The sequence below is a fragment of the Enterobacter sp. JBIWA005 genome, from assembly GCF_019968805.1.
Taxonomy (GTDB): Bacteria; Pseudomonadota; Gammaproteobacteria; order Enterobacterales; family Enterobacteriaceae; genus Enterobacter; species Enterobacter vonholyi.
In genome coordinates, this window is record NZ_CP074159.1 from 3,574,752 (window position 1) to 3,600,107 (window position 25,356).

At 54.4% G+C, this 25,356-nt stretch carries 27 protein-coding genes and 1 other annotated feature; of the genes, 13 read left to right on the top strand and 14 right to left on the bottom strand.

Annotated features, from left to right (window positions below):
* Positions 1–303: 303 nt before the first annotated feature.
* The 3 genes from clpB to rluD all read right to left on the bottom strand — a co-directional run bounded on the left by clpB (position 304) and on the right by rluD (position 4,715).
* Positions 304–2,877 (bottom strand): ATP-dependent chaperone ClpB, encoded by a 2,574-nt coding sequence (gene clpB / locus KGP22_RS16915; RefSeq protein WP_045909253.1) that lies wholly within the window; start codon positions 2,875–2,877, stop codon positions 304–306.
* Between the two features lie 129 nt (positions 2,878–3,006).
* Complete coding sequence (yfiH, locus tag KGP22_RS16920) at positions 3,007–3,738, bottom strand: purine nucleoside phosphorylase YfiH (RefSeq protein WP_223580270.1); 732 nt, start codon at positions 3,736–3,738, stop codon at positions 3,007–3,009.
* Positions 3,735–4,715, bottom strand: a complete 981-nt coding sequence (gene rluD, locus KGP22_RS16925; RefSeq protein ID WP_149367419.1) for a 23S rRNA pseudouridine(1911/1915/1917) synthase RluD — start codon at positions 4,713–4,715, stop codon at positions 3,735–3,737. Before rluD ends, yfiH begins: the two co-directional genes overlap by 4 nt.
* 131 nt (positions 4,716–4,846) lie before the next feature.
* On the opposite strand from rluD, the gene bamD reads away from it, so the two are divergent.
* The 4 genes from bamD to pheA all read left to right on the top strand — a co-directional run bounded on the left by bamD (position 4,847) and on the right by pheA (position 7,621).
* Positions 4,847–5,584: an outer membrane protein assembly factor BamD gene (gene bamD / locus KGP22_RS16930; protein ID WP_023308867.1), complete on the top strand. Its 738-nt coding sequence runs from the start codon at positions 4,847–4,849 to the stop codon at positions 5,582–5,584.
* 268 nt (positions 5,585–5,852) lie between these two features.
* Positions 5,853–6,194 (top strand): ribosome-associated translation inhibitor RaiA, encoded by a 342-nt coding sequence (raiA, locus tag KGP22_RS16935; protein ID WP_003863162.1) that lies wholly within the window; start codon positions 5,853–5,855, stop codon positions 6,192–6,194.
* 110 nt (positions 6,195–6,304) lie between these two features.
* Positions 6,305–6,430: a sequence feature (Phe leader region), on the top strand.
* Positions 6,306–6,353, top strand: coding sequence for a pheA operon leader peptide PheL (gene pheL, locus KGP22_RS16940; protein WP_100249759.1), 48 nt, complete (start codon positions 6,306–6,308; stop codon positions 6,351–6,353). (Overlaps the previous feature by 48 nt.)
* A gap of 30 nt (positions 6,431–6,460) precedes the next feature.
* Positions 6,461–7,621 (top strand): bifunctional chorismate mutase/prephenate dehydratase, encoded by a 1,161-nt coding sequence (gene pheA, locus KGP22_RS16945; RefSeq protein ID WP_149367420.1) that lies wholly within the window; start codon positions 6,461–6,463, stop codon positions 7,619–7,621.
* On the opposite strand, the gene KGP22_RS16950 is transcribed toward pheA, so the two are convergent.
* The 3 genes from KGP22_RS16950 to aroF are packed head-to-tail and all read right to left on the bottom strand — an operon-like array spanning position 7,618 to position 10,753.
* Positions 7,618–8,490, bottom strand: a complete 873-nt coding sequence (locus tag KGP22_RS16950) for an SMP-30/gluconolactonase/LRE family protein (RefSeq protein WP_149367421.1) — start codon at positions 8,488–8,490, stop codon at positions 7,618–7,620. The two genes, pheA and KGP22_RS16950, sit on opposite strands and share 4 nt — an antisense overlap.
* Positions 8,491–8,550: 60 nt before the next feature.
* The gene (tyrA, locus tag KGP22_RS16955) at positions 8,551–9,672 is read right to left on the bottom strand and encodes a bifunctional chorismate mutase/prephenate dehydrogenase (protein WP_111964898.1); all 1,122 of its coding nucleotides are present in this window, start codon (positions 9,670–9,672) and stop codon (positions 8,551–8,553) included.
* A 10-nt stretch (positions 9,673–9,682) separates the two neighbouring features.
* Positions 9,683–10,753 carry a 3-deoxy-7-phosphoheptulonate synthase AroF gene (gene aroF, locus KGP22_RS16960; RefSeq protein ID WP_111964897.1) on the bottom strand — a complete coding sequence of 357 codons (1,071 nt, stop codon included), beginning with the start codon at positions 10,751–10,753 and terminating at the stop codon, positions 9,683–9,685.
* Positions 10,754–10,968: 215 nt separating this feature from the next.
* Between aroF and KGP22_RS16965 the strand changes: the two genes are divergently transcribed.
* The 4 genes from KGP22_RS16965 (at position 10,969) to KGP22_RS16980 (ending at position 13,744) form a co-directional block, all read left to right on the top strand.
* Positions 10,969–11,343, top strand: a complete 375-nt coding sequence (locus tag KGP22_RS16965; RefSeq protein WP_111964896.1) for a DUF2799 domain-containing protein — start codon at positions 10,969–10,971, stop codon at positions 11,341–11,343.
* Between the two features lie 138 nt (positions 11,344–11,481).
* Positions 11,482–12,033, top strand: coding sequence for a YfiR family protein (locus KGP22_RS16970; RefSeq protein ID WP_223580273.1), 552 nt, complete (start codon positions 11,482–11,484; stop codon positions 12,031–12,033).
* Positions 12,026–13,246, top strand: a complete 1,221-nt coding sequence (gene dgcN, locus KGP22_RS16975; protein ID WP_115876095.1) for a diguanylate cyclase DgcN — start codon at positions 12,026–12,028, stop codon at positions 13,244–13,246. The genes KGP22_RS16970 and dgcN overlap by 8 nt, the downstream gene beginning before the upstream one ends.
* A gap of 12 nt (positions 13,247–13,258) precedes the next feature.
* Entirely contained in the window at positions 13,259–13,744 is a 486-nt protein-coding gene (locus KGP22_RS16980; RefSeq protein WP_115876096.1) for an OmpA family protein, read from the top strand.
* A 2-nt stretch (positions 13,745–13,746) separates the two neighbouring features.
* On the opposite strand, the gene KGP22_RS16985 is transcribed toward KGP22_RS16980, so the two are convergent.
* The 7 genes from KGP22_RS16985 to ffh form a co-directional block, all read right to left on the bottom strand.
* The gene (locus tag KGP22_RS16985) at positions 13,747–15,117 is read right to left on the bottom strand and encodes a PepSY-associated TM helix domain-containing protein (RefSeq protein WP_127732007.1); all 1,371 of its coding nucleotides are present in this window, start codon (positions 15,115–15,117) and stop codon (positions 13,747–13,749) included.
* Between the two features lie 39 nt (positions 15,118–15,156).
* Positions 15,157–15,561, bottom strand: a complete 405-nt coding sequence (locus KGP22_RS16990) for a DUF2946 domain-containing protein (protein WP_111964891.1) — start codon at positions 15,559–15,561, stop codon at positions 15,157–15,159.
* Between the two features lie 132 nt (positions 15,562–15,693).
* Positions 15,694–16,041 carry a 50S ribosomal protein L19 gene (rplS, locus tag KGP22_RS16995; protein WP_002914145.1) on the bottom strand — a complete coding sequence of 116 codons (348 nt, stop codon included), beginning with the start codon at positions 16,039–16,041 and terminating at the stop codon, positions 15,694–15,696.
* Positions 16,042–16,084: 43 nt separating this feature from the next.
* Positions 16,085–16,852, bottom strand: coding sequence for a tRNA (guanosine(37)-N1)-methyltransferase TrmD (gene trmD, locus KGP22_RS17000; protein WP_014832949.1), 768 nt, complete (start codon positions 16,850–16,852; stop codon positions 16,085–16,087).
* Positions 16,853–16,883: 31 nt separating this feature from the next.
* The gene (gene rimM, locus KGP22_RS17005; RefSeq protein WP_164850638.1) at positions 16,884–17,423 is read right to left on the bottom strand and encodes a ribosome maturation factor RimM; all 540 of its coding nucleotides are present in this window, start codon (positions 17,421–17,423) and stop codon (positions 16,884–16,886) included.
* A gap of 15 nt (positions 17,424–17,438) precedes the next feature.
* A complete protein-coding gene (gene rpsP / locus KGP22_RS17010) occupies positions 17,439–17,687 on the bottom strand; it encodes a 30S ribosomal protein S16 (RefSeq protein WP_003863133.1) in 249 nt (82 codons plus the stop codon).
* A gap of 116 nt (positions 17,688–17,803) precedes the next feature.
* Positions 17,804–19,165, bottom strand: a complete 1,362-nt coding sequence (ffh, locus tag KGP22_RS17015; protein WP_014884878.1) for a signal recognition particle protein — start codon at positions 19,163–19,165, stop codon at positions 17,804–17,806.
* Positions 19,166–19,331: 166 nt separating this feature from the next.
* On the opposite strand from ffh, the gene KGP22_RS17020 reads away from it, so the two are divergent.
* Positions 19,332–20,123, top strand: coding sequence for an inner membrane protein YpjD (locus KGP22_RS17020; protein ID WP_032623031.1), 792 nt, complete (start codon positions 19,332–19,334; stop codon positions 20,121–20,123).
* Between the two features lie 18 nt (positions 20,124–20,141).
* The gene (locus KGP22_RS17025; protein ID WP_039263458.1) at positions 20,142–21,428 is read left to right on the top strand and encodes an HlyC/CorC family transporter; all 1,287 of its coding nucleotides are present in this window, start codon (positions 20,142–20,144) and stop codon (positions 21,426–21,428) included.
* Between the two features lie 52 nt (positions 21,429–21,480).
* Here KGP22_RS17025 and grpE read toward each other — a convergent pair whose 3' ends face one another.
* Positions 21,481–22,074: a nucleotide exchange factor GrpE gene (grpE, locus tag KGP22_RS17030; protein WP_136195203.1), complete on the bottom strand. Its 594-nt coding sequence runs from the start codon at positions 22,072–22,074 to the stop codon at positions 21,481–21,483.
* Between the two features lie 122 nt (positions 22,075–22,196).
* Between grpE and nadK the strand changes: the two genes are divergently transcribed.
* The 3 genes from nadK to bamE all read left to right on the top strand — a co-directional run bounded on the left by nadK (position 22,197) and on the right by bamE (position 25,299).
* Positions 22,197–23,075: an NAD(+) kinase gene (gene nadK / locus KGP22_RS17035; protein ID WP_008502500.1), complete on the top strand. Its 879-nt coding sequence runs from the start codon at positions 22,197–22,199 to the stop codon at positions 23,073–23,075.
* Positions 23,076–23,160: 85 nt separating this feature from the next.
* On the top strand, positions 23,161–24,822 hold the full coding sequence (recN, locus tag KGP22_RS17040) for a DNA repair protein RecN (protein WP_223580275.1): 1,662 nt from the start codon (positions 23,161–23,163) through the stop codon (positions 24,820–24,822).
* Between the two features lie 138 nt (positions 24,823–24,960).
* On the top strand, positions 24,961–25,299 hold the full coding sequence (gene bamE / locus KGP22_RS17045; RefSeq protein WP_008502502.1) for an outer membrane protein assembly factor BamE: 339 nt from the start codon (positions 24,961–24,963) through the stop codon (positions 25,297–25,299).
* The last annotated feature ends 57 nt before the right edge of the window (positions 25,300–25,356 follow it).

Here is a 25,356-nt window from a genome sequence, read left to right on the forward strand (position 1 = left end):
GATAAATTGTTAAAGAGCAGTGCCGCTTCGCTTTTCGCAGCGGCGCGGGGTGTGCATATTACGCCTTCCCGCTTCAGAGTCAAGCGTTTATTTACGCTATTCTCTGCTGACCTGGCGGCGTGTGTGCCGTTGTTCCGTGTCAGTGGAGGCGCATTATAGGGAGTAATTCTGAACCTGCAAGGATAAAGTGAAATTTATTTACTGACTGCTCACTTTCCAGGCAAAACCAACTCCAGACCTCAATTTTCGCCTGGTTTTTAAACAAAAACGAGCCGCAAGCGGCTCGTTTTTGCGTTTTGTGACTTACTGCACTGCCACAATGCGATCGTCGTTGGCTTCCAGACGGATAACTTTGCCAGGAACCAGCTCCCCGGAGAGGATCTGTTGCGCCAGCGGGTTTTCGATCTGCTGCTGGATAGCGCGTTTCAATGGACGCGCACCGTACACCGGATCGTAACCATTCTTACTCAGCAGCTTCAGCGCATCGTCGGAGATGTGAATTTCATATCCACGTTCTTCCAGACGTTTGTACAGACGCTGCAGCTGGATCTGCGCAATCGACGCAATGTGTTTCTCACCCAGAGGATGGAATACCACCACTTCATCAATACGGTTGATGAACTCCGGACGGAAGTTATGGCTTACCACACCCAGCACCAGATCCTTCATGTGGCTGTAGTCCAGTTCACCGAAACGTTCCTGAATCAAATCGGAACCCAGGTTCGAGGTCATGATGACAACCGTATTACGGAAGTCGACCGTTCTCCCCTGCCCGTCGGTCAGACGACCATCATCCAGCACCTGAAGCAGGATGTTGAACACATCCGGATGCGCTTTTTCCACCTCATCCAGCAGGATGACGGAATAAGGACGACGGCGCACCGCTTCCGTCAGGTACCCACCTTCTTCATAACCCACATATCCCGGAGGCGCCCCGACCAGACGCGAGACGGAGTGTTTCTCCATAAACTCGGACATGTCGATACGCACCATCGCATCGTCGCTGTCGAACATAAAGTTAGCCAGCGCTTTGCACAGCTCGGTTTTACCGACACCGGTCGGCCCCAGGAACAGGAACGAACCAATCGGGCGGTTTGGATCGGACAGCCCTGCACGGCTACGACGAATAGCGTTCGATACCGCCTCAACCGCTTCGTTTTGACCAATCACACGATTGTGGAGATCGTTCTCCATGCGCAGCAGTTTTTCACGCTCGCCTTCCAGCATGCGCGCCACCGGAATACCGGTCCAGCGGGCAAGCACTTCCGCAATCTCGGCATCCGTCACTTTATTACGCAACAGACGCATCGTTTTACCTTCTGACTGCGTCGCTATCTCAAGCTGTTTTTCCAGCTCAGGAATTTTGCCGTACTGCAGTTCTGACATCCGAGCCAGATCGCCCACGCGTCGCGCCTGCTCAATGGCAATTTTTGCCTGTTCGAGTTCAGCTTTAATGGTCTGCGTACCGGAAAGGGAGGCTTTCTCGGCTTTCCACTCTTCTTCCAGCTCAGAATACTGGCGCTCTTTATCGTCCAGCTCTTCATTGAGCATATCGAGGCGTTTCTTACTGGCTTCATCAGACTCTTTCTTCAGCGCCTGCTGTTCCAGCTTGAGCTGAATGATGCGTCGGTCGAGTCGGTCCAGCTCTTCCGGCTTCGAGTCAATCTGCATACGAATGCTCGACGCCGCTTCATCAATCAGGTCGATCGCTTTATCCGGCAGCTGACGGTCAGCAATATAACGATGCGAAAGCGTCGCCGCCGCAACGATGGCCGGGTCAGTGATCTGTACATGGTGGTGCAGTTCATAGCGCTCTTTCAGACCACGCAGGATCGCGATGGTATCTTCAACGCTTGGCTCGGCAACAAACACTTTCTGGAAACGACGTTCCAGCGCAGCATCTTTCTCAATGTACTGACGGTACTCATCCAGCGTAGTGGCACCGACGCAGTGAAGTTCACCGCGCGCCAGCGCAGGTTTCAGCATGTTCCCGGCATCCATCGCGCCGTCCGCTTTACCCGCGCCGACCATGGTGTGCAGTTCATCGATAAACAGAATGACGTTGCCTTCCTGCTTCGCCAGGTCGTTAAGCACGCCTTTAAGGCGCTCTTCGAACTCGCCGCGGTATTTCGCACCGGCCACCAGCGCGCCCATATCCAGCGCCAGTACGCGACGGCCTTTCAGCCCTTCTGGCACTTCACCGTTCACAATACGCTGCGCCAGCCCTTCAACGATGGCGGTTTTACCGACACCCGGTTCACCAATCAGCACCGGGTTGTTCTTGGTACGACGTTGCAGTACCTGAATGGTACGACGAATTTCTTCGTCACGGCCGATCACCGGGTCAAGTTTGCCCTGTTCAGCACGCTCGGTCAGATCGACCGTAAATTTCTTCAAAGCCTGACGTTGGTCTTCGGCTCCCTGATCGTTCACGCTTTCACCTCCGCGCATGTTCTCAATCGCCTGAGTCACATTGGCGGTGGTCGCACCGGCGGATTTCAGCAGGTCGGTCAAGGTACCGCGTGATTCAAGCGCCGCCAGAACAAACAGCTCTGACGAAATAAAGTTGTCCCCACGTTTTTGCGCCAGCTTGTCGCAAAGGTTCAGGACGCGCACCAGATCCTGCGACGGCTGAACGTCGCCGCCGGTCCCTTCGACCTGCGGTAAACGGCTCAGCGCCTGATCGATAGCGGTGCGTAACTGGCCAGCATTAATGCCAGCGGACGTTAATAAAGGACGTACCGATCCCCCTTCCTGATTCAGCAAGGCGCTCATTAAATGAAGAGGTTCGATAAATTGGTTGTCGTGCCCCAGTGCGAGGGACTGGGCATCGGCGAGAGCAAGCTGGAATTTATTAGTAAGACGATCCAGACGCATAACTCCTCCCATAACAGGTCAAATTTGCTACTGGAGATTAAATGAGATCATCCCTCAATTATTCAAGGTTAATGACCTGAATTATGTGAAAAGAAAACGGCACGTGCCGGATCGTCTTGATTCTTTAGGTTATATCAGCCAAATGAAACTTGCCATACGCCCCGTCGTCTTGTCGCGGCGATAAGAGAAAAAATCACCCTTTTCGGTGAATGTACAGCGATCGCCGCCGAAGATCTGCGTTATGCCGACGCTGTTCAGGCGCTGACAAGCAAGCTGGTAAATATCGGCCAGATATTTATCTCCAGAAGGCAGGAAGGCGTCCACCGCTTGCGGATCTTTATCCATAAAGGCTTCGCGAACCTCCGGCCCCACTTCAAAAGCGCGAGGACCAATGGCCGGGCCAAGCCAGGCCATAATATTGGCGGGCTCATCCTTAAAGCAGGCAACTGTCTCTTCCAGCACGCCTTCACACAGTCCACGCCAGCCCGCGTGTGCTGCAGCCACCTCGGTGCCTGAACGGTTACAGAAAAGTACCGGCAGACAATCGGCGGTCATCACGGCACAAACGGTTCCCGGAGTATTGCTGTAAGAGGCATCAGCGCGTTTAGAAGCAAAGGGTTCCCCCGTCAACTTCAGCACCGCCTTGCCATGAACCTGTTCCAGCCAGACCGGTTTCGACGGCAGGTTCCCCGCAGCAAACAGACGTCTGCGGTTCTCTTCAACATGTTCCAGGTTATCGCCACAGTGCGCGCCGAGGTTCAACGACTCCCACGCGCCCTGGCTAACACCGCCAATACGTGTTGAACTGCAGGCGACCACGCCGGCAGGCAATGGCCACTCCGGGACAATCAGTTTGGTCATAACCAGTCCACTTGATCCTTATGTTCTTCGAAATCAGTACGCATCGCGTCAATAAGGTCCACCATATCCTGCGGGATAGGCGCATGCCACTCCATCTGAATACCGGTGATCGGATGGTAAAGGCGCAGCATGGTCGCGTGCAGCGCCTGACGATCGAATTTACGCAATACGCTGATGAACTCATCCGACGCGCCCTTAGGCGGACGTGGACGACCACCGTAGACCTGATCCCCCACCAGCGGATGGGTAATGTGGGCCATGTGCACGCGGATCTGGTGAGTACGCCCGGTCTCCAGACGCAGACGCAGACGCGTATGAATGCGGAAATGTTCCATAATGCGATAGTGCGTCACGGCGGGTTTACCCATCGGATGCACCGACATATGGGTTCGCTTGGTCGGGTGACGGCTGATAGGCTCTTCTACCGTCCCGCCAGAGGTCATATGCCCAATGGCTACCGCCTCATACTCACGGGTGATTTCGCGCAGCTGTAGCGACTCCACCAGACGTGTCTGAGCAGGAACGGTCTTCGCCACCACCATCAAACCGGTAGTGTCTTTATCCAGACGGTGCACGATGCCCGCGCGCGGAACATCCGCGATCGGCGGATAGTAATGGAGAAGCGCGTTAAGTACCGTACCGTCAGGATTCCCCGCGCCCGGATGAACAACCAGGTCGCGCGGCTTGTTGATTACCAGAATGTCATCATCTTCATAGACGATGTCCAGTGGGATATCCTGCGGCTCGAAGCGGATTTCCTCTTCGATTTCAGCATTGATGGCGACAGCTTCCCCACCTAACACTTTCTCTTTTGGTTTGTCCCAGATCTTGCCGTTTACCATCACGCGCTGGTCAAGGATCCATTCTTTTATGCGTGAACGCGAATAATCAGGGAACAATTCGGCCAAAGCCTGATCTAAGCGTTGACCGAGCTGATTTTCGGAGACTGTTGCGGTGAGTTCTACTCGTTGTGCCATAAACTGCTTCTTCGTTTAACGTTGGGTTTTACGGCTTTGCCGTTTAATATAGTGTGCTATTGTAGCTGGTCTTAATCGGGAGCAGGAACAGAGTTTCTCCCGGACAAACATTTGAGGAAAGTCAAAACGTCATGACGCGCATGAAATATCTGGTGGCAGCGGCCACGTTGAGCCTGGCTTTGGTGGGCTGCTCCGGTTCAAATGAACAGGTCCCTGACAATCCGCCGAATGAAATCTATGCGACTGCACAACAAAAGTTGCAGGACGGTAACTGGAAACAGGCGATAACGCAACTGGAAGCGTTGGATAATCGCTATCCATTTGGTCCGTATTCGCAGCAGGTACAGTTAGATCTCATCTACGCATACTATAAAAATGCCGATCTGCCGCTGGCTCAGGCAACCATCGATCGTTTCATGCGTCTGAACCCGACTCATCCTAACATCGACTACGTCATGTACATGCGCGGCCTCACCAACATGGCGCTGGACGACAGTGCGCTGCAGGGCTTCTTCGGCGTGGATCGTTCCGACCGTGACCCGCAGCATGCGCGTGATGCCTTCAATGATTTCTCCAAGCTGGTGCGCGGCTATCCAAACAGCCAGTACGTGACCGACGCCACCAAACGTCTGGTGTTCCTGAAAGATCGTCTGGCAAAATATGAATACTCAGTGGCGGAATATTATACCCGCCGTGGCGCATGGGTTGCCGTGGTTAACCGCGTAGAAGGTATGCTGCGCGATTACCCGGATACTCAGGCAACGCGCGACGGCCTGAAGCTGATGGAAAATGCTTACCGTCAGATGCAGATGACCGCTCAGGCTGAAAAAGTGGCGAAAATCATCGCCGCGAACAGCAGCAACACCTGATTTTGCCTCAATGCAAAACGGCAGCCCGCTGGCTGCCGTTTTTTTATTCGTTTCTGAGCATCGCTGAAGCGCCTTAGCCTCAACACATCCTGTCAACTATGGCCCCAATTTATGCCTTCTACAAGGTAAATCTCACCTCTTCCTGCCCTGCCTCACAAAAAAGATTCCCTGACAAAAACCGACAAAATAACGTGATCTAAATCACACATTTTGACATTGGGTCGGGTATGCTGGAATCACCAAGACGGAAAGACAAGAGGTAAAATTTATGACAATGAACATTACCAGTAAACAAATGGAAATTACTCCGGCAATTCGCCAGCACGTCGCAGACCGTCTCGCCAAACTGGATAAATGGCAAACTCATTTGATTAATCCACATATCATCCTGTCCAAGGAGCCGCAGGGTTTCATCGCTGACGCAACTATCAATACTCCAAACGGCCATCTGGTCGCCAGCGCAAAACACGAGGATATGTACACAGCTATTAACGATTTGATCAACAAGCTGGAACGGCAGCTCAATAAAGTGCAACACAAAGGTGAAGCCCGTCGCGCCGCAACGTCGGTGAAAGACGCCAGCTTCGCGGAAGAAGTTGAAGAAGAGTAATTCTTTAAATTGAGTGTACCGCCAACGCGCCTTCGGGCGCGTTTTTTGTTTTTTATTGACAGGGTGAAAACAGTACGGGTACTTTAACGGTATCAATCGCAGGATGACTTTATGAAACTTACGCCGTTCTTCTTCGCATTCTTTTTTACCTTCCCCTGAACGGGAGGCGTTTCGTCGTGTGATAAAGAATGCGAAGACGAACAACAAGGCCTCCCACACCGGGGGGCCTTTTTTATTGATAACGATAAAATGAGACAGGCAACACTATGACACCGGAAAACCCGTTACTGGATCTGCGCGTAAAAATCAGCGCGCTGGATGAGAAACTGCTGGCGCTGCTGGCCGAACGCCGCGCCCTTGCCGTTGAAGTAGGCAAAGCCAAGCTGGACTCCCATCGTCCGGTCCGTGATATCGACCGCGAGCGGGATCTTCTGGAACGTCTCATTCAGCTCGGCAAAGCGCATCACCTCAATGCCCACTACATAACCCGGTTGTTCCAGCTCATCATTGAAGACTCCGTTCTGACCCAGCAAGCGTTACTCCAGCAGCACCTCAATAAAACCAATCCACACTCTGCGCGTATCGCCTTCCTGGGACCGAAGGGCTCTTATTCTCACCTGGCCGCACGTCAGTACGCTGCACGCCATTTCGAAGAATTTATTGAGAGCGGCTGCGCGAAGTTTGCCGACATTTTTAACCAGGTCGAGACCGGCCAGGCGGATTACGCCGTGGTGCCGATTGAAAATACCAGTTCCGGCGCCATCAACGACGTCTACGATTTGCTGCAGCACACCAGCCTGTCGCTGGTCGGCGAGCTGACGATCCCTATCGATCACTGCGTGCTGGTATCCGGCTCAACGGACCTGAACACGATCGAAACGGTTTACAGTCATCCGCAGCCGTTCCAGCAGTGCAGCCAGTTCCTGAACCGCTATCCGAACTGGAAAATTGAGTACACCGAAAGCACCTCGGCGGCGATGGAAAAAGTGGCGCAGGCTAATTCCCCCACCGTCGCGGCGCTCGGCAGCGAAGCGGGCGGCGCGCTGTATGGCCTGCAGGTGCTGGAACGCAACCTGGCAAACCAGACGCAAAACATTACCCGCTTCGTGGTGCTGGCCCGCAAGGCAATCAATGTGTCTGACCAGGTACCGGCCAAAACCACGCTGCTGATGGCAACCGGCCAACAGGCCGGTGCGCTGGTTGAAGCCCTGCTGGTGCTGCGTAATCACAACCTGATCATGACCAGGCTGGAATCACGCCCAATCCACGGTAACCCGTGGGAAGAGATGTTTTACCTCGACATCCAGGCCAACCTGGAGTCCGCTTCCATGCAGAAAGCTCTCCGCGAGCTGGGCGAGATCACGCGTTCCATGAAGGTGCTGGGCTGCTACCCGAGCGAAAACGTCGTGCCGGTCGATCCAATCTAACGTTCGATAAAGCGGCTTTTCTTCATCCCTGCCACGCCCACCGGCAGGGTGAAGATGGCCCCGGAAAGCGGATATTTCGCCACCTCCTCCGCCTCCATATTCTCCCGCGTGGTGGTAATAAACAGCGTTTTCATGTCATCGCCGCCAAAGCAGACCATCGTCGGGCAACGCACCGGCATGCGATACTCTTCCAGCTGCTCCCCTTGCGGTGAAAAACGCGCGATGCGCCAGCCGTCAAACAGCGCGCTCCAGTAACAGCCTTCCACATCCATCGCCGCGCCGTCCGGTATCCCCTCGCCCTCTTTAAACTGACGAAACACCTCTCGCTTACCCGGCTCGCCCTGCTCATCAAGCGGGGTACGGTAAATAACACCGTTGGGCGTGTCTGAGGAAAACATCCACTGCTTATCCGGGCTAAACGCTAAGCCGTTATGCCCGTGGATATCGCACTGGATCACCTTCGGCGTCAGGTCGTTGTCGATGCGCATCAGCAGGGCGCCGTTGTAATCTCCCGGCCCCCAGAACGTGCCCGCATAGAAGCGGCCCTGGTGATCGGTACCTCCATCGTTAAAACGCGCCAGCTGCGGGTTAGAGGGGTTATCACACACCTTGCGGCGCAGCAGGCCGTGTTTATCGGTCAGCCAGATACCCGTTCTCATCGCAACGATAAAACCACCCTGCTCGCGCAACGCGAAACAGCCCACCTCCTCGTGGAAAGAGAGTACGGTGTGTTCCGCCGTCGGCAGATGGTAGCGGTGGATCTCTCCTTCCAGAATATCGGCCCAGTAGAGTGCCTGCTCTTCGGCGCTCCAAGTCGGGCATTCAGGCAAATGCCCGGTGTAATTCAACAGCAGCTGCGGTTCGGCCATGACAGTTCCCCAAAATGAAAAAAGCCAGCATTGCTGGCTTTCAGTATATACATCATCGCATTACTGGCGACTGTCATTTGCCTGGCGCAATAAAGTCCGACTCTCATTCTGGAAACGCTGCGCGTAATCGCCAAACCAGTGCTCGACCTTGCGGAAGCTATCGATAAACGCCTGCTTGTCTCCGTGCTCCAGCAGCGTAATGGCTTCACCAAAGCGCTGATAGTAGCGCTTGATCAGCGCCAGGTTGTTCTCGGAGGACATAATAATGTCCGCGTAAAGCTGCGGATCCTGCGCAAAGAGACGCCCGACCATCGCCAGCTCCAGACGATAGATAGGTGAAGAGAGCGCCAGAAGCTGTTCAAGCTGTACGTTCTCTTCCGCCAGATGCAGACCGTAGGCAAACGTGGCAAAGTGGCGCAGCGCCTGAATGAACGCCATGTTCTGGTCGTGCTCAACCGCGCTGATGCGGTGCAGTCGTGCCCCCCATACCTGAATCTGTTCCAGGAACCACTGATAGGCTTCCGGCTGACGACCGTCGCAGTAAACCACCACCTGCTTAGCCAGGCTGCCGCTGTCCGGGCCAAACATCGGGTGCAGACCCAGCACCGGACCCGTATGAGCAGCCAGCATTGCCTGCAGCGGACCATTTTTGACGGAGGCCAGATCCACCAGGATGCAATCTTTCGGTAAAGGAGGCAGCTTCCCGATGATTTGCTCCGTCACGTGGATCGGCACGCTGACGATAACCATCCCTGCATCTTTCATGAGTTCCGGAGCATGCGCCCAGTCCTCTTTTTCCAGAATGCGCACCTGATAGCCAGAAAGCGTAAGCATCTTTTCAAACAGGCGCCCCATCTGCCCAGCACCGCCGACAATCACGACCGGACGCAGGGAAGGACAGAGAGTTTTAAAGCCCTTGTCGTTTTCGCTGGAATAGGACTCCCGCATCACGCGACGCAGAACATCCTCAATCAAATCCGGCGAAACGCCCAGCGCCTGCGCCTCTTTACGGCGGGAGGCGAGCATAGAGGCTTCGCGCTCCGGGACGTAAATCGGCAGGCCGTATTTGCTTTTCACCTCACCGACTTCGGCAACCAGCGCCATGCGGCGCGCCAGCAGATCCAGCAGCGCCTTATCCACTTCATCAATTTGATCGCGCAGTGCGGTCAATTCAGCAACCATAACTACCCTCTTAAGCCAGACGCGTCGCCAGCTGGCCGTTTAAATCTTTATGGATCTCACGCAGCAGTGCATCGGTCGTCTCCCAGCTGATGCAGGCATCCGTCACGGAGACGCCGTGCTTCATGGCGCTGCGCGGTTGTTCAGATGATTGATTGCCTTCATGAATATTGCTTTCAATCATCAGACCGATAATCGAACGATTGCCATCTTTGATCTGTGCGACCACGGATTCCGCAACCGCAGGCTGGCGACGGTAATCTTTATTCGAGTTACCATGACTGCAATCTACCATCAGTGCCGGGCGCAGTCCCGCCTGCTCCATCTCTTTTTCACACTGGGCCACGTCCGCCGGGCTGTAGTTAGGGGCTTTACCGCCGCGCAGGATCACGTGGCCGTCCGGGTTACCCTGCGTTTGCAGGAGGCATACCTGGCCTGCCTGGTTGATACCGACGAAACGGTGCGGCATGGCGGCAGCGCGCATGGCATTAATCGCCGTCGCCAGGCTGCCATCGGTACCGTTTTTAAAGCCAACCGGCATCGACAGGCCAGACGCCATCTCGCGGTGGGTTTGCGATTCCGTGGTACGCGCGCCAATCGCGGACCAGCTGAACAGATCGCCCAGGTACTGCGGGCTGTTCGGATCCAGCGCTTCGGTTGCCAGCGGCAGCCCCATGCTGACCAGCTCCACCAGCAGGCGACGCGCAATCTTCAGGCCTGCTTCCACATCAAACGAGCCATCCATGTGCGGATCGTTAATCAACCCTTTCCAGCCGACGGTAGTACGTGGCTTCTCAAAATAGACGCGCATCACCAGATAGAGGCTATCGCTGACCTCCTCCGCTAATGCTTTAAATCGACGAGCGTACTCAATGGCGGTTTCAGGATCGTGAATGGAGCAAGGACCACACACCACCAGCAGGCGCGGATCGCGGCCGGCGATGATATTTGAGATGGTCTGACGCGAGTGCTCAATCTGAGCCTCCTGCGCGACGCTCAGCGGAAATTCTGCTTTCAGTTGATCCGGGGTAATTAAAACCTGTTCGTCAGTGATATGTACGTTGTTCAGCGCGTCTTTTTGCATGATGGCGATCCTGTAAAGCTCGTTTGCGATAGTTGTTTTCCTCAATGAGGTGAAACCACGATACCATAAAAAGTAAACATTTCAATCCAAAATACGTACACATTACTTTACATAAGCCAATTTATTGCAAAAAACAGCCGCCAAAAAACGTAAACTTTAAATTACAGACATATATTCTTAAGCCAGGCTATGCTGAAGAAAAAAGGAGAATGGCTATGCGTTCAATTGCTCTCATGCTGTTGTCGCTGTTTTTAACGGGCTGCCAGATCAATCCTTATACCTTTCAGCCCGACTGGACCAGTCCCTCCTGGTTTGATGCAGGTAAAGAAGACGCCATGAATGGCCTGCCGGTTAAAGATAACCAGACCCTGGCCGATAGTTTTAACGACACCCACGTTGATCGTAGTGAATATCTTCGCGGCTACGCTGACGGCCAAAAGAAAGTCTGCGAAGAAGGGTTTATTCACGCCTGGGGATTAGCGGGCAAATCTTTCCCTGCCAGTTGCGATACTGCCGAAAACGCGGCAAAACTGCGTGCGTCATGGCAGGAAGGGATGGATGAAAGTATGCGTTCCAGCAGACTTAATTAAGTCTATTTTTATCCACCGAAAAATAAACAACTGTAGGATTTAGCTTAGATTGGCCTGATGCTATTTCTGACATAATGACGGCTCTGATAAACAATGGTATTCTGCCCGCAACTCTCAAGGACATCTATTTCCGGAGCGATGTGGCGGATTCTGGTGAGAAATTTATTCTTGATCTCTTTTTTCCGACTCACTCTGGTGTTAATGCTGTTCCTTATGGTGGGCCCTGCGGCGGCAGGCACGCTTACGGAAACGGATAAATCGGTACGCTCGATTGTCTCAGGCATTGTGAGCTATACGCGATGGCCGTCACTTTCCGGGCAGCCTAAACTTTGCGTCTATGCCACTTCTCACTATACGCACGCGCTCAGCGGCGACGAAGGGCACAACGAGTTACCCTATACTCCCGTTATTGTACGTAACGATCAGGAAGCTCTGGCCGCGACGTGTGATGCGATTTATTTCGGGTCTGAATCACCGGCAAAACAACTTGAATTAATAAGTCAATATCAGGGCAGAGCGTTGCTATTAATCTCAGAGCAAAATCCGGAATGTGTAATTGGCAGTGCCTTTTGCCTGATGATCGATCGCGGCCAGGTACGGTTTTCCGTCAACCTGGATGCGTTGACGCGCAGTGGCGTAAGAGTCAATCCGGATGTATTAATGCTGGCACGGAATAAGCAGCATGGATAAAGATTTCACTTCAACGCCACGTCCGACGTTTAAAAGAACGTTGAGGCGAAACAGCATGATAAGCGTCATTATCACAATGACGTTAATATGGCTGTTGCTCTGTTTTGCTTCCGTCGTGACGTTAAAACAATATGCGCAAAAGAACCTCGAATTAACCGGCGCCACAATGAGCCACAGCCTGGAAGCTTCGCTGGTTTTCAACGACTCGCTGGCGGCCAACGAAACGCTTGCAGCCCTGGGCAAACAGGGGCAGTTTGCCGCGGCGGAGGTGATTAACGCGCATAAAAAGCGGTTTGCCTACTGGTCCTGGAACCCGGAAGATAACAACGACACGCTGGGCGCACTGGTCAGCCGCTGGCTTTTCCCCGTACCGGTTGCGCAGCCCATCATGCATAACGGCTTAAGGATCGGCGAAATCCGCCTTACCGCGCGTGACAGTTTGATCAGCCACTTCATCTGGACGTCGTTTGCCGTACTTACCGGCTGCATTCTCTTTGCCGCCGTCGTCGCGCTTATCATTACCCAGTCTTTGCATCGTGGGATGGTTATGGCCCTGCAGAACATTACCGACGTCGTGCATGACGTACGCACAAACCGCAACTTCTCCCGCCGGGTGAAAGACGGGCGTATCGAAGAGTTTCACCAGTTTGGCGAAGACTTCAACAGTCTTCTGGATGAAATGGAAGAGTGGCAGCTGAAGCTCCAGGCGAAAAACGCCCAGCTGTTGCGGACCGCCATGCACGACCCGCTCACCGGTCTTGCCAACCGCGCAGCGTTTCGTAACAGCATTGCGGCCTTAATGAACGACCCTTCAGCCAGAACAAACTCGGCCCTGCTCTTCCTCGACGGTGATAACTTTAAGTTTATTAACGACACCTGGGGCCACGCGGCAGGAGACTGCGTGCTGATCGAAGTCGCCAGCAGGATGATGGAGTTTGGCGACAAACGTCATCAGTCTTACCGTCTTGGCGGTGACGAATTTGCCATGGTGCTGTACGGCGTTCACTCTGAGCTTGAGGTTCAACACATTTGTGCTGCGCTTTCGCAGCAGTTTATTCGTCCGTTTGATCTTCATAACGGGCAAAAAGCATCGATGTCACTCAGCATTGGCTTTGCTCTGGCGTGGGAAAATGCTTCCGTGGAAGCATTACTGGAGAGGGCTGACCGCAATATGTACCAGGTTAAAAACCAGCGTACGAAAACAATAAGTTAGAAAGGATACACTATGTTAAAACGTTACTTCGCGCCGTTAGTACTGGCCTCACTGGTTCTGGCAGGCTGTCAGTCGCCGCCGGAAGGCAAATTCACTCCTGAGCAAATTGCGGCGATGAAGTCTTACGGTTTTAACGAACTGAACGGTGACTGGTCGCTTGGCATGTCGGACACCATCCTGTTTGATAAAAATGACGCCAGACTGCGTTCTGAGAGTGAAACGCAGATCCAGTCCATGGCCTCTCGCCTGGCGGAAACCGGCCTGACCCATGCGCGAATGGACGGTCACACGGATAACTACGGGGAAGAAAGCTACAACGAAGCGCTGTCGTTAAAACGCGCCAACGCCGTGGCCGATGCCTGGGCGAAGGGTGCAAATATCCCGCGCAGCAATCTCACCACGCGAGGATTAGGTCAAAAATACCCGGTGGCGAGCAACAGTACCCCGCAAGGGCGCGCTGAAAACCGCCGCGTCGCAGTGGTGATCAGCACGCCATAGGGTTATTTAGCGGATGATTCGGCGAGCGTCACCCTGGTTGCCGCTCGCCAGCGCAGCCAGTCCACCAGAATAAACAGCGCCAGACTCACGCCCATCACCGGCAGGGCCAGCCCCAGCAGTACGCTGATTATCAGCGTAACCCCTCTTCCCCATCCTGACAGCGCCAGCCAGCTCTGACAAAGCGTCTGTACCGGACTCACTGCCGATTGCGCAGGACGACGCATCCACCACATCCGGTATCCCCAGATAATGAGCACGCACAGGGCGAGGCCGAATGCCACGAGCAGCAGCTGATTCACCAGGCCGAATAAGATCCCCATATGGAAATCCACGCCCCAGCGGGTCAGTTTTGCCATTAACGGGAAATCCTCGAATCGGGTTCTGTCCAGGACCTGCATCGTATGGGGATCTACCGCAACGGCGTCCACCTGAGTCGGCCAGCTGCGATCGATTTCCGTTACGGTCCAGGCACGATCCATTGTTTTCGCCGGGCGGATCTCCAGCTTGCTGGCATCAATCCCCGCGTTACGCGCCGCGCTTAATACCCCGTCAAACTGCGTCAAATCCATCGCCATTTCCGGCATCATCATCCCACCGTGATGACCGCGATGTTCGGCATGTTCATCCATAACCTCATGTTGGCCGGATAGCGTCGTGTTCACCTGCGGGGTGAGCCAGTTCATCTCTGCACGCAGCTTATCCACGTTCCCGCCAGCCCACTGGGACCAGGTCAGGCCGGTTGCGGAGAACAGCAGCATTCCACCCAGCAGAACCCAGCCCAGCGTCACGTGCACCCGACGCCGGTTCTGGAAGCGATTGTTGATCCGCCGTTTGGGTCGGGTATAAAACCACAGGGCAATACCGCCCAGCGCGGCAACCCACATCCAGGAGGCTGCAAGCTCGCTGTAGAGCCTCCCCACGTCGCCCAACATCAGAGAGGTGTGGAGGTAATCAATGGTCTGACGCAGCGGTAAAATCCCGCTGGTGCCGTATACCGTCATATCTCCCAGTACCGTCAGGCTTACCGGATCCACGAAGATAGCGCGGTTCTCCGATGACCCAAGTTTCGGGTCAGCGAACATCACGCGGGTGGTTTCGCCTTCAGCCAGCCCCGGACGAACGGCGTGCAAACGTAAATCTGATCCAACGGTTTTTTCCGCCACGGCGATTTGTTCGGCCAGAGGCTGCGGCTCGCCCACGGAATCCGCGTGGAGCGCATGCCGGTAGAGCGCATTCTCCAGCTGCGGGGTCGCCACATACAGCGTCCCGGTCAGCGCGGCGAAGAAGATAAACGGGCCGACAAACAGCCCAACGTAGAAATGAAGGCGACGCAGCAGGTTTCCCCATGCCGCGCGCGAGGTGCAGGTAGTCATACTTTTCCTTTTTAAGGCAAAAAGTTATCGATTTTGTTTTTAAAGGGAAAAAGCAGACTGCCGCGGCGGCGCGCGGGTATCCGGGTAAAGCCAGGGGAAGAAGTGCCAGTGGTTGACCGCCTGACGCGGCGGCTTAACGCGAAGCCTCTGCAGCACCACGCTGAGCAAGACGATCAGCGCCAGCATCACGCCAGGGACATGCGCTAACAGCACGCAGTAGCCACAGGCTTCCGCATGGTCGACAGGCATCGAGTGCGGCATATCGCCGTGATGCTCGTCCATCGACATCATGCTCATGTCATGATGCATGCCCGGCATGGCGCTCATGGGATCTTTCTGCAACGAGACGGAGATCAGCGGCGCCACCACGATCAGCAGGATCGCAAACAGCGCGATCAATGCCGCTGCGCGTTTCCGGTCAGGCTGATGCAGTACGTTATCCACTTCCCCTCCACTCAAGAGGCAAGCATTGTAAAGGATTTATGACGAAAGGGTTAACTCGAGAGGTGCGATGGGATAAAAAAAGGGCCAGCCTTTCGGCCAGCCCTTTCTAACAGGATGTCGCTTAAGCGAATCTTAGTTCAGACGCTCTTTAATACGAGCAGACTTACCAGTACGCTCACGCAGGTAGTACAGTTTAGCTTTACGTACAGCACCACGACGTTTAACAGCAATGCTGTCAACTACCGGAGAGTGAGTCTGGAAGACACGCTCAACGCCTTCGCCGTTGGAAATTTTACGAACAGTGAATGCAGAGTGCAGACCGCGGTTACGAATAGCGATAACCACGCCCTCGAATGCCTGCAGACGTTTTTTGGAACCTTCAACAACCCATACTTTCACTTCCACGGTGTCACCTGGACGGAAGGAAGGTACGTCCTGCTTCATCTGCTCTTGTTCAAGTTGCTTAATAATGTTGCTCATAATTTAATCTCTTATCCTGGGTAAACTGATATTCGGGAGCGTATTACGCATTCCCATCATGTTCATGCTGCTGGTGCGCGTGTTCAGTTTTGAACTCGGCCAGCAACTTTGCTTGCTCTTCAGTCAGAGCCAGGTTTTCCAGAAGTTCAGGTCTTCTAAGCCAGGTTCGGCCCAGCGACTGTTTCAAACGCCAGCGACGTATCTCGGCATGGTTTCCAGACAGTAACACTGCCGGAACTTCCATCCCTTCTAACACTTCAGGACGAGTATAGTGTGGACAGTCCAGCAACCCGTCGGCAAAGGAATCTTCCGTTGCCGAAGCTTCATGGCCCAGAACACCCGGAATAAACCGGGCGACGGAGTCAATCAGCGTCATTGCCGGTAACTCACCACCGCTGAGAACGTAATCGCCGATAGACCATTCTTCGTCAATCTCGGTTTGAATTACGCGCTCATCTATCCCTTCGTAGCGCCCACAGACCAGAATCAGCTTTTGATTCGTCGCCAGTTCGCTCACGCCCGCTTGATCAAGCTTGCGTCCCTGAGGTGACAGATAAATCACCTTTGCGCCTTCACCTGCCGCGGCTTTTGCTGTGTGAATGGCGTCCCGTAAGGGTTGCACCATCATTAGCATCCCCGGTCCACCGCCGTAAGGACGATCGTCCACGGTACGGTGCCGGTCATGAGTAAAGTCACGAGGACTCCAGCTCTGGATGCTCAGCAGGCCATTCTTTACTGCCCGGCCAGTTACCCCGTAATCGGTAATCGCGCGGAACATTTCAGGAAACAGGCTAATTATGCCAATCCACATAGCGCCGTCTTTTACCGTTTATCCGGAGAATTTAAAAACCAGGATCCCAATCTACTTCAATGGTTTGAGTAGTGAGATCGACTTTCTTGATAACCTGTCCATCGAGGAACGGGACCAACCGCTCCTTGATGCCAAATGCATCTTTCAGGTTTGCCTTAATGACGAGAACGTCATTTGACCCGGTTTCCATCATATCGATGACTTTCCCCAGGCTGTAGCCTTCGGTAGTGACCACCTGGCAACCCATAAGGTCTTTCCAGTAGTAGTCGCCCTCTTCCAGCTTTGGCAACTGCGACGAATCCACGACGATTTCACAATTAGTCAGCGCATTCGCGGCATCACGATCGTCAACGCCTTTCAGCTTGATGATGATGTCCTGATTGTGGTGACGCCAGCTTTCCAGCTCGACCTCTTCCCACTTACCGCCTTTCTGGATAAACCAGGGCTGGTAATCAAAAATGCTATCAGCGTCTTCAGTGGAGGAAAACACTCTGAGCCAACCACGGATACCGTAGCAAGAACCCATTTTTCCCAATACGATCGGTTCAACAGGTGCTTTACTGCTCATCATGACCACCGTGACAGATTAAGCTGCTTTGTTTGCTGCTTTGATCAGCGTAGCAACGCGATCGGAAACAGTAGCGCCCTGGCCAACCCAGTGAGCGATACGATCCAGATCCAGACGAGTTTCTTCTTCTGCGCCAGCGGCCAGTGGGTTGAAGAAACCAACGCGCTCGATGAAGCGACCGTTGCGTGCATTACGGCTGTCAGTCACAACAACCTGGTAGAACGGACGCTTTTTAGCGCCGTGACGTGCTAAACGAATAGTTACCATAACATCCTCTTGTGTGAATAAAACAACCGGGCCCCATCGAGGAACGGAGCCCGGGTGTCATATTAAAAGCCCGAAAATTTTACTCATTTTCGGGCAAAAAGCAATCTCAAAAGCGATTAACGCCCTGGAAAACCGGGAGGCATCATCCCTTTCATCCCACGCATCATCTTCGCCATGCCGCCTTTCTTCATTTTCTTCATCATGCGCTGCATGTCGTCGAACTGTTTCAGAAGGCGGTTAACGTCCTGCACCTGCATGCCGCAACCGGCTGCGATACGGCGTTTACGGGAACCTTTGATGATGTCCGGGTTAGCGCGCTCTTTCAGCGTCATCGAGTTGATGATCGCCTCCATACGCACCAGCACCTTGTCATCCATCTGCGCTTTCACGTTGTCAGGGATCTGGCCCATGCCCGGCAGTTTGCCCATCAGGCTGGCCATGCCGCCCATGTTTTTCATCTGACGCAGCTGCTCAAGGAAGTCGGTGAGATCGAACCCGTCTCCTTTTTTCAGCTTGCTGGCGAGTTTCTCAGCCTGCGCGCGGTCAACCTTGCTCTCGATATCTTCGATCAGAGACAGCACGTCGCCCATGCCGAGGATACGGGAGGCAATACGGTCCGGGTGGAACGGCTCCAGCGCTTCGGTTTTCTCGCCCACGCCTAGGAATTTGATCGGCTTGCCGGTGATGTGGCGAATCGAGAGGGCCGCACCGCCGCGGGCGTCACCGTCCACTTTGGTCAGCACGACGCCGGTTAACGGCAGCGCTTCGTTAAATGCTTTCGCGGTATTCGCCGCATCCTGACCGGTCATGGCGTCGACAACAAACAGGGTCTCTACCGGGTTGATAGAGGCGTGCACCTGCTTGATCTCGTCCATCATCGCTTCGTCAACGTGCAGACGACCGGCGGTATCCACCAGCAGCACGTCGTAGAATTTGAGCTTCGCCTCTTTCAGCGCGGCGTTAACGATGTCGACAGGCTTCTGCGCCACGTCGGACGGGAAGAAATCCACGCCAACCTGCTCAGCCAGAGTTTCCAGCTGCTTGATCGCCGCCGGGCGATAGACGTCCGCAGAGACCACCAGCACTTTCTTCTTGTGCTTTTCGCGCAGGAATTTACCCAGCTTACCGACGCTGGTGGTTTTACCCGCCCCCTGCAGGCCCGCCATCAGCACCACGGCCGGTGGCTGAGCGGCCAGGTTAAGCACCTGGTTCTCTTCGCCCATCGCCGAAACCAGTTCATTACGAACGATTTTGACGAACTCCTGACCCGGGGTCAGGCTCTTGTTAACTTCATGACCAACCGCCTTCTCTTTTACGCGGTTGATAAAATCACGAACAACCGGCAACGCGACGTCTGCTTCCAGCAGCGCCATGCGCACTTCGCGCAGCGTTTCCTTGATGTTCTCTTCAGTAAGGCGTCCGCGGCCGCTGATGTTGCGCAGCGTGCGCGACAAACGATCGGTTAAATTATCAAACATTGTCTCTCGCCTGAGTAGAAACGTTGGGTCGCATTGAGCGACACATACACAGAATTTTGCCGGAGTATAACATGAAGGCGCCTTTGTTGTTATGCAACGGTTGGAGCAGGCGTCACGTAACGTTATACTGCTTCTCTTTCTTATTAAGACAACTGTCGATGCCTATATGCCTGTTTTCGCACTGATCGCCCTTGTTGCCTACTCTGTCAGCCTAGCGCTGATTATTCCCGGACTGCTGCAAAAAAACAGCGGCTGGCGGCGCATGGCTATTCTTTCGGCGGTGATCGCACTGATTAGCCACGCCTTTGCGCTGGAATCACGCATCATCCCCGGTGACGGCAGCGTGCAAAACCTGAGCGTCCTCAACGTCGGCTCGCTGGTCAGCCTGATGATCTGTACGGTAATGACCATCGTCGCGTCTAAAAATCGCGGCTGGCTGCTGCTGCCAATTGTCTACACCTTCGCGCTGATCAATCTGGCCCTCGCCACCTTTATGCCTAATGAGTTCATTACGCATCTGGAGGCGACGCCGGGGATGCTGGTGCATATCGGCCTGTCGCTCTTTGCCTACGCGACGCTGATTATCGCCGCGCTTTACGCCATGCAGCTCGCCTGGATTGACTACCAGCTGAAAAACAAAAAGCTGGCCTTTAACCATGAAATGCCGCCGCTGATGGTCATTGAGCGTAAGATGTTCCACATCACCCAGGTGGGGGTGGTGCTGCTGACGCTCACGCTCTGCACGGGGCTGTTTTACATGAAGAACCTGTTCAGCGTGGAGAATATCGATAAAGCGGTGCTCTCCATCATCGCGTGGTTTGTCTATATTGTCCTGTTATGGGGCCATTATCATGAAGGCTGGCGCGGTCGTCGCGTGGTCTGGTTCAACGTCGCGGGTGCGGGCATTCTCACCCTTGCCTATTTTGGCAGCCGCTTCATACAGCAATTTGCTGGCTAAGAAACAAAGGAGTTCCCCCTGGAACACATCTCTACCACCACGCTGATCGTTATCCTGATCGTCATGGTGGTCATCTCCGCCTATTTCTCCGGCTCGGAAACCGGCATGATGACCTTAAACCGCTACCGGTTACGTCATCGTGCTAAACAGGGTAACCGTGCCGCACGTCGCGTTGAAAAGCTGCTCCGCAAGCCGGATCGCCTTATAAGCCTGGTGCTCATCGGCAACAACCTCGTCAACATTCTGGCCTCTGCCCTCGGCACCATCGTCGGGATGCGCCTCTACGGCAATGCCGGGGTGGCGATTGCCACCGGCGTGCTGACGTTCGTGGTGCTGGTGTTTGCCGAAGTGCTGCCGAAAACCATCGCCGCGCTTTACCCTGAGAAAGTCGCCTACCCGAGCAGCTTCCTGCTGGCGCCGCTGTTGATCCTGATGATGCCGCTGGTCTGGCTGCTGAACATGGTGACGCGCGTCCTGATGCGGATGGTGGGAATTAAAGCCGATGTCACCATCAGCAGCGCACTCAGCAAAGAGGAGCTGCGCACCATTGTGAATGAATCCCGCTCGCAGATCTCCCGACGCAATCAGGACATGCTCCTGTCGGTGCTGGATCTGGAAAAGGTGAGCGTGAACGACATCATGGTGCCGCGTAACGAAATCGTCGGTATCGACATTAATGACGACTGGAAAGCCATCGTTCGCCAGCTGACGCACTCCCCGCACGGGCGCATTGTGCTCTATCGTGATTCACTGGATGACGCCATCAGCATGCTCCGCGTGCGCGAAGCCTACCGTCTGATGACCGAGAAAAAAGAGTTCACCAAAGAGGTGATGCTGCGCGCCGCCGACGAAATTTACTACGTGCCGGAAGGAACGCCGCTCAGCACGCAGCTGGTAAAATTCCAGCGAAACAAGAAGAAGGTCGGCCTGGTGGTCAACGAGTACGGCGATATCCAGGGGCTGGTGACGGTCGAAGATATTCTGGAAGAGATTGTCGGGGACTTTACTACCTCAATGTCGCCTTCCCTCGCGGAAGAGGTCACCCCGCAAAACGATGGCTCGGTGCTGATTGACGGCAGCGCAAACATTCGTGAACTCAACAAAGCCTTTAACTGGCATTTACCGGAAGATGAGGCTCGCACCATTAACGGGATGATTCTGGAAGCGCTGGAAGAGATCCCGGCAGCGGGCACGCGGGTGCGCATTGAGCAGTATGATATTGATATCCTGGACGTGCAGGACAATATGATTAAGCAGGTGAAAGTCCTGCCCGTAAAACCCCTGCGCGAAAGTATCGCGGAGTAAGGTTGTAGGCCGGGTAAGGCGAACGCCGCTACCCGGCACTACGGATAGCGAATTACGCTTTCGCTTTCGCCACGGTCACCATCGCCGCGCGAATGGTACGGCCGTTCAGGGTGTAACCTTTCTGCATTACGCCCAGCACTTTACCGGCTTCAATCTCTTCAGATTCAACCATCGCAATCGCCTGGTGAACGTTTGGATCCAGCGGAACGTCTGTATCGGCAATCACTTCCACGCCAAACTTACGCACCACGTCGAGCATGGATTTCAGCGTCAGTTCGATGCCTTCGATCATCGCCGCGTTGTCCGGATTCGCTTTGTCAGCCACTTCCAGTGCGCGATCGAGGCTATCGATCACCGGCAGCAGTTCGTTGACGAATTTCTCCAGCGCGAACTTGTGCGCCTTCTCAACGTCCTGCTCGGTACGACGACGCAGGTTTTCCATTTCCGCCTTGATGCGCAGAACACTCTCGCGTTCGCGATTCTGTGCTTCTACCAGTTGGGCTTCCAGATTCGCAATTTTTTCATCGCGCGGGTCCACCTGCTCAGCAGATGCGTCTGGCTCTACAGCCTCAACTTCATCGTGCTGTTCCGTGATAATTTCTTCAGGGGCTTGCCCCTCAGGCGTTTTCTGTTCTTTACTACTCATGAATTTCTCCGCGTTTTTCTGCATTCATCTCGCTAACTTCGCTTATTATGGGGATCAGTTTCCGGGATTCAAGGGAACAAGACAGATTGTCATCATTCATCAGGCACAAGGACCTCCAGAAAATGAATAATCATTTCAGGTGTATTGGGATCGTCGGGCATCCGCGTCACCCTACCGCACTAACGACACATGAAATGTTGTATCGCTGGTTGTGTAGCAAAGGCTATGAAGTGATGGTCGAGCAGCAGATTGCTCAGGAGCTGCAGCTGAAGAGCGTCAAAACCGGCACGCTGGCGGAAATTGGCCAACAGGCCGATCTCGCCGTGGTGGTGGGCGGCGACGGCAACATGCTAGGCGCGGCACGCACGCTGGCGCGTTATGACATCAAGGTCATAGGCATCAACCGTGGCAATCTCGGTTTTTTAACCGATCTCGACCCGGACAATGCCCAGCAGCAGCTGGCCGACGTGCTGGAAGGCCACTATATCAGTGAAAAACGCTTTTTACTGGAGGCGCAGGTGTGCCAGCAGGACTGTCAGAAGCGCATCAGCACCGCGATTAACGAGGTGGTTCTTCATCCCGGAAAAGTGGCGCACATGATCGAGTTTGAAGTCTATATCGACGAGATCTTTGCCTTCTCCCAGCGTTCTGACGGGCTGATTATCTCCACCCCGACCGGCTCAACCGCCTACTCGCTGTCTGCCGGCGGCCCGATCCTGACCCCCTCTCTGGACGCCATTACCCTGGTGCCGATGTTCCCGCACACGCTCTCCGCCCGCCCGCTGGTCATCAACGGCGACAGCACGATCCGTCTGCGCTTCTCGCACCGCCGTAACGACCTGGAGATCAGCTGCGACAGCCAGATAGCGCTGCCAATTCAGGAAGGTGAAGATGTGCTTATTCGCAGGTGTGATTACCACCTGAACTTGATTCATCCGAAAGATTACAGCTATTTCAACACATTAAGCTCAAAGCTAGGCTGGTCAAAAAAATTGTTCTGATTTTGCACCCAGGACTTTACTGTATATAAAACCAGTTTATACTGTATGAAAACACAGTTATGGTTTTTCATACAGGAAAACAATTATGCTGGCACAACTGACCATCAGCAACTTTGCCATTGTTCGTGAGCTTGAGATCGATTTCCACAGCGGCATGACGGCGATCACCGGGGAAACCGGTGCAGGTAAATCCATTGCCATTGATGCCCTCGGCTTGTGCCTTGGCGGCCGCGCCGAGGGCGACATGGTGCGCATGGGCGCAAACCGTGCCGACCTGTGTGCCCGCTTCTCCCTGAAAGACACCCCTGCCGCCCAGCGCTGGCTGGAACAGAACCAGCTTGAAGATGGACGTGAGTGTTTACTTCGCCGCGTGATCAGCAGCGACGGTCGCTCCCGCGGCTTTATCAACGGCACGGCGGTCCCGCTCTCCCAGCTTCGTGAACTCGGCCAGCTGCTTATTCAGATCCACGGTCAGCACGCGCATCAGCAACTCGTCAAACCCGAACAGCAGAAAGCGCTGCTGGATGGCTATGCGGGTGAGTACGCGCTTACTCAGCTTATGGCCGAGCACTATCGCCAGTGGCATCAGAGCTGCCGCGAGCTCGCTCAGCACCAGCAGCAAAGCCAGGAGCGTGCCGCCCGCGCGGAGCTGCTGGAATACCAGCTCAAAGAGCTGAATGAATTTAACCCGCAGACGGGTGAGTTTGAGCAAATCGACGAAGAGTACAAGCGCCTGGCGAACAGCGGGCATCTGCTCTCAACCAGTCAGAATGCGCTCAACCTGCTGGCGGATGGCGAAGACGTGAACCTGCAGAGCCAGCTGTATAACGTCCGCCAGCTGCTTACCGAACTGGTCGGCATGGACAGCAAACTTTCTGGCGTCCTGGACATGCTGGAAGAGGCGGCCATTCAGATCTCTGAAGCCGGTGACGAACTGCGTCACTACTGTGAGCGTCTGGATCTCGACCCGAACCGTCTGTTTGAGCTGGAACAGCGTATCTCCCGTCAGATCTCGCTGGCGCGCAAGCACCACGTTACGCCGGAAGAACTGCCGGGTTACTATCAGTCTCTGCTGGAAGAACAGCAGCAGCTTGACGATCAGGCAGACTCGCTGGAAACCCTCTCCCTGGCGGTGAGCCTGCACCATGAACAGGCGCTGGCCACAGCGCAAAAGCTGCATGAAATCCGTCAGCACTATGCTCAGGAGTTAAGCCAGCATATTACCGATAGCATGCACACGCTGGCGATGCCGCACGGCGTCTTCACCATTGACGTTCGCTTTGAAGAGAATCACCTGACGGCGGAAGGTGCGGATCGCATCGAATTCCGCGTCACCACCAACCCGGGGCAGCCCTTACAGGCCATCTCCAAAGTGGCCTCCGGCGGTGAACTGTCGCGTATTGCGCTGGCGATTCAGGTGATCACCGCGCGTAAAATGGACACCCCGGCGCTGATTTTCGATGAAGTGGATGTCGGCATCAGCGGCCCGACGGCGGCGGTGGTGGGTAAACTGCTACGCCAGCTCGGCGAATCCACGCAGGTGATGTGTGTCACCCACCTGCCGCAGGTCGCGGGCTGTGGCCATCATCACTTTATCGTCAGCAAAGAAACCGACGGTGAAATGACCGAAACGCACATGAAGCCGCTGGATAAACGTGCGCGTCTGCAGGAGCTGGCACGCCTGCTCGGCGGCAGCGAAGTCACGCGTAATACGCTTGCGAACGCGAAAGAACTGCTGGCGGCATAAACTTTTTCGGGATCTCAGGGTCATACAGAACAACAAAAACACCGCCAGACCGGTTTCAAAGTTGGGCAAGGTCTATTATCATCGGCATATTACATATGAGCCGCGTTCTGCTCGGGCCCGAAAAGGAATCAAATCACTATGCGTTGTAAAATGCTGACCGCTGCCGCAGCGGTTCTTCTGATGTTGACCGCAGGCTGTTCCACTCTGGAGAAAGTGGTTTACCGTCCTGACATCAACCAGGGGAACTACCTTACCCCTAACGATGTGTCCAAAATCCGCGTAGGGATGACACAACAGCAGGTCGCTTATGCACTGGGAACCCCGATGATGTCCGATCCGTTCGGCACTAACACCTGGTTCTATGTATTCCGTCAGAAGCCGGGCCACGAAGATGCGACCCAGCAGACCCTTACGCTGACCTTCAGCAGCGCCGGTGTGTTGACCAACATCGACAACAAGCCTGCCCTGACCAAATAATCCGGTGTCAGAAATGCAAAAAGGTGCTCATTGAGCCCCTTTTTTGTTTTGTGTTGA

Excerpts from the sequence above, each read along its gene's own strand:
- pheA (WP_149367420.1), top strand. The coding sequence starts at position 6,461 with ATGACACCGGAAAACCCGTTACTGGATCTGCGCGTAAAAATCAGCGCG.
- grpE (WP_136195203.1), bottom strand. The coding sequence starts at position 22,074 with ATGAGTAGTAAAGAACAGAAAACGCCTGAGGGGCAAGCCCCTGAAGAA.
- yfiH (WP_223580270.1), bottom strand. The coding sequence starts at position 3,738 with ATGACCAAACTGATTGTCCCGGAGTGGCCATTGCCTGCCGGCGTGGTC.
- nadK (WP_008502500.1), top strand. The coding sequence starts at position 22,197 with ATGAATAATCATTTCAGGTGTATTGGGATCGTCGGGCATCCGCGTCAC.
- KGP22_RS16985 (WP_127732007.1), bottom strand. The coding sequence starts at position 15,117 with ATGACTACCTGCACCTCGCGCGCGGCATGGGGAAACCTGCTGCGTCGC.
- KGP22_RS16970 (WP_223580273.1), top strand. The coding sequence starts at position 11,482 with ATGTGGCGGATTCTGGTGAGAAATTTATTCTTGATCTCTTTTTTCCGA.
- rpsP (WP_003863133.1), bottom strand. The coding sequence starts at position 17,687 with ATGGTAACTATTCGTTTAGCACGTCACGGCGCTAAAAAGCGTCCGTTC.
- KGP22_RS16950 (WP_149367421.1), bottom strand. The coding sequence starts at position 8,490 with ATGGCCGAACCGCAGCTGCTGTTGAATTACACCGGGCATTTGCCTGAA.
- bamE (WP_008502502.1), top strand. The coding sequence starts at position 24,961 with ATGCGTTGTAAAATGCTGACCGCTGCCGCAGCGGTTCTTCTGATGTTG.
- clpB (WP_045909253.1), bottom strand. The coding sequence starts at position 2,877 with ATGCGTCTGGATCGTCTTACTAATAAATTCCAGCTTGCTCTCGCCGAT.
- aroF (WP_111964897.1), bottom strand. The coding sequence starts at position 10,753 with ATGCAAAAAGACGCGCTGAACAACGTACATATCACTGACGAACAGGTT.
- KGP22_RS16965 (WP_111964896.1), top strand. The coding sequence starts at position 10,969 with ATGCGTTCAATTGCTCTCATGCTGTTGTCGCTGTTTTTAACGGGCTGC.
- KGP22_RS16980 (WP_115876096.1), top strand. The coding sequence starts at position 13,259 with ATGTTAAAACGTTACTTCGCGCCGTTAGTACTGGCCTCACTGGTTCTG.
- bamD (WP_023308867.1), top strand. The coding sequence starts at position 4,847 with ATGACGCGCATGAAATATCTGGTGGCAGCGGCCACGTTGAGCCTGGCT.
- rluD (WP_149367419.1), bottom strand. The coding sequence starts at position 4,715 with ATGGCACAACGAGTAGAACTCACCGCAACAGTCTCCGAAAATCAGCTC.
- ffh (WP_014884878.1), bottom strand. The coding sequence starts at position 19,165 with ATGTTTGATAATTTAACCGATCGTTTGTCGCGCACGCTGCGCAACATC.
- tyrA (WP_111964898.1), bottom strand. The coding sequence starts at position 9,672 with ATGGTTGCTGAATTGACCGCACTGCGCGATCAAATTGATGAAGTGGAT.
- raiA (WP_003863162.1), top strand. The coding sequence starts at position 5,853 with ATGACAATGAACATTACCAGTAAACAAATGGAAATTACTCCGGCAATT.
- dgcN (WP_115876095.1), top strand. The coding sequence starts at position 12,026 with ATGGATAAAGATTTCACTTCAACGCCACGTCCGACGTTTAAAAGAACG.
- trmD (WP_014832949.1), bottom strand. The coding sequence starts at position 16,852 with ATGTGGATTGGCATAATTAGCCTGTTTCCTGAAATGTTCCGCGCGATT.
- recN (WP_223580275.1), top strand. The coding sequence starts at position 23,161 with ATGCTGGCACAACTGACCATCAGCAACTTTGCCATTGTTCGTGAGCTT.
- KGP22_RS17020 (WP_032623031.1), top strand. The coding sequence starts at position 19,332 with ATGCCTGTTTTCGCACTGATCGCCCTTGTTGCCTACTCTGTCAGCCTA.
- rimM (WP_164850638.1), bottom strand. The coding sequence starts at position 17,423 with ATGATGAGCAGTAAAGCACCTGTTGAACCGATCGTATTGGGAAAAATG.
- rplS (WP_002914145.1), bottom strand. The coding sequence starts at position 16,041 with ATGAGCAACATTATTAAGCAACTTGAACAAGAGCAGATGAAGCAGGAC.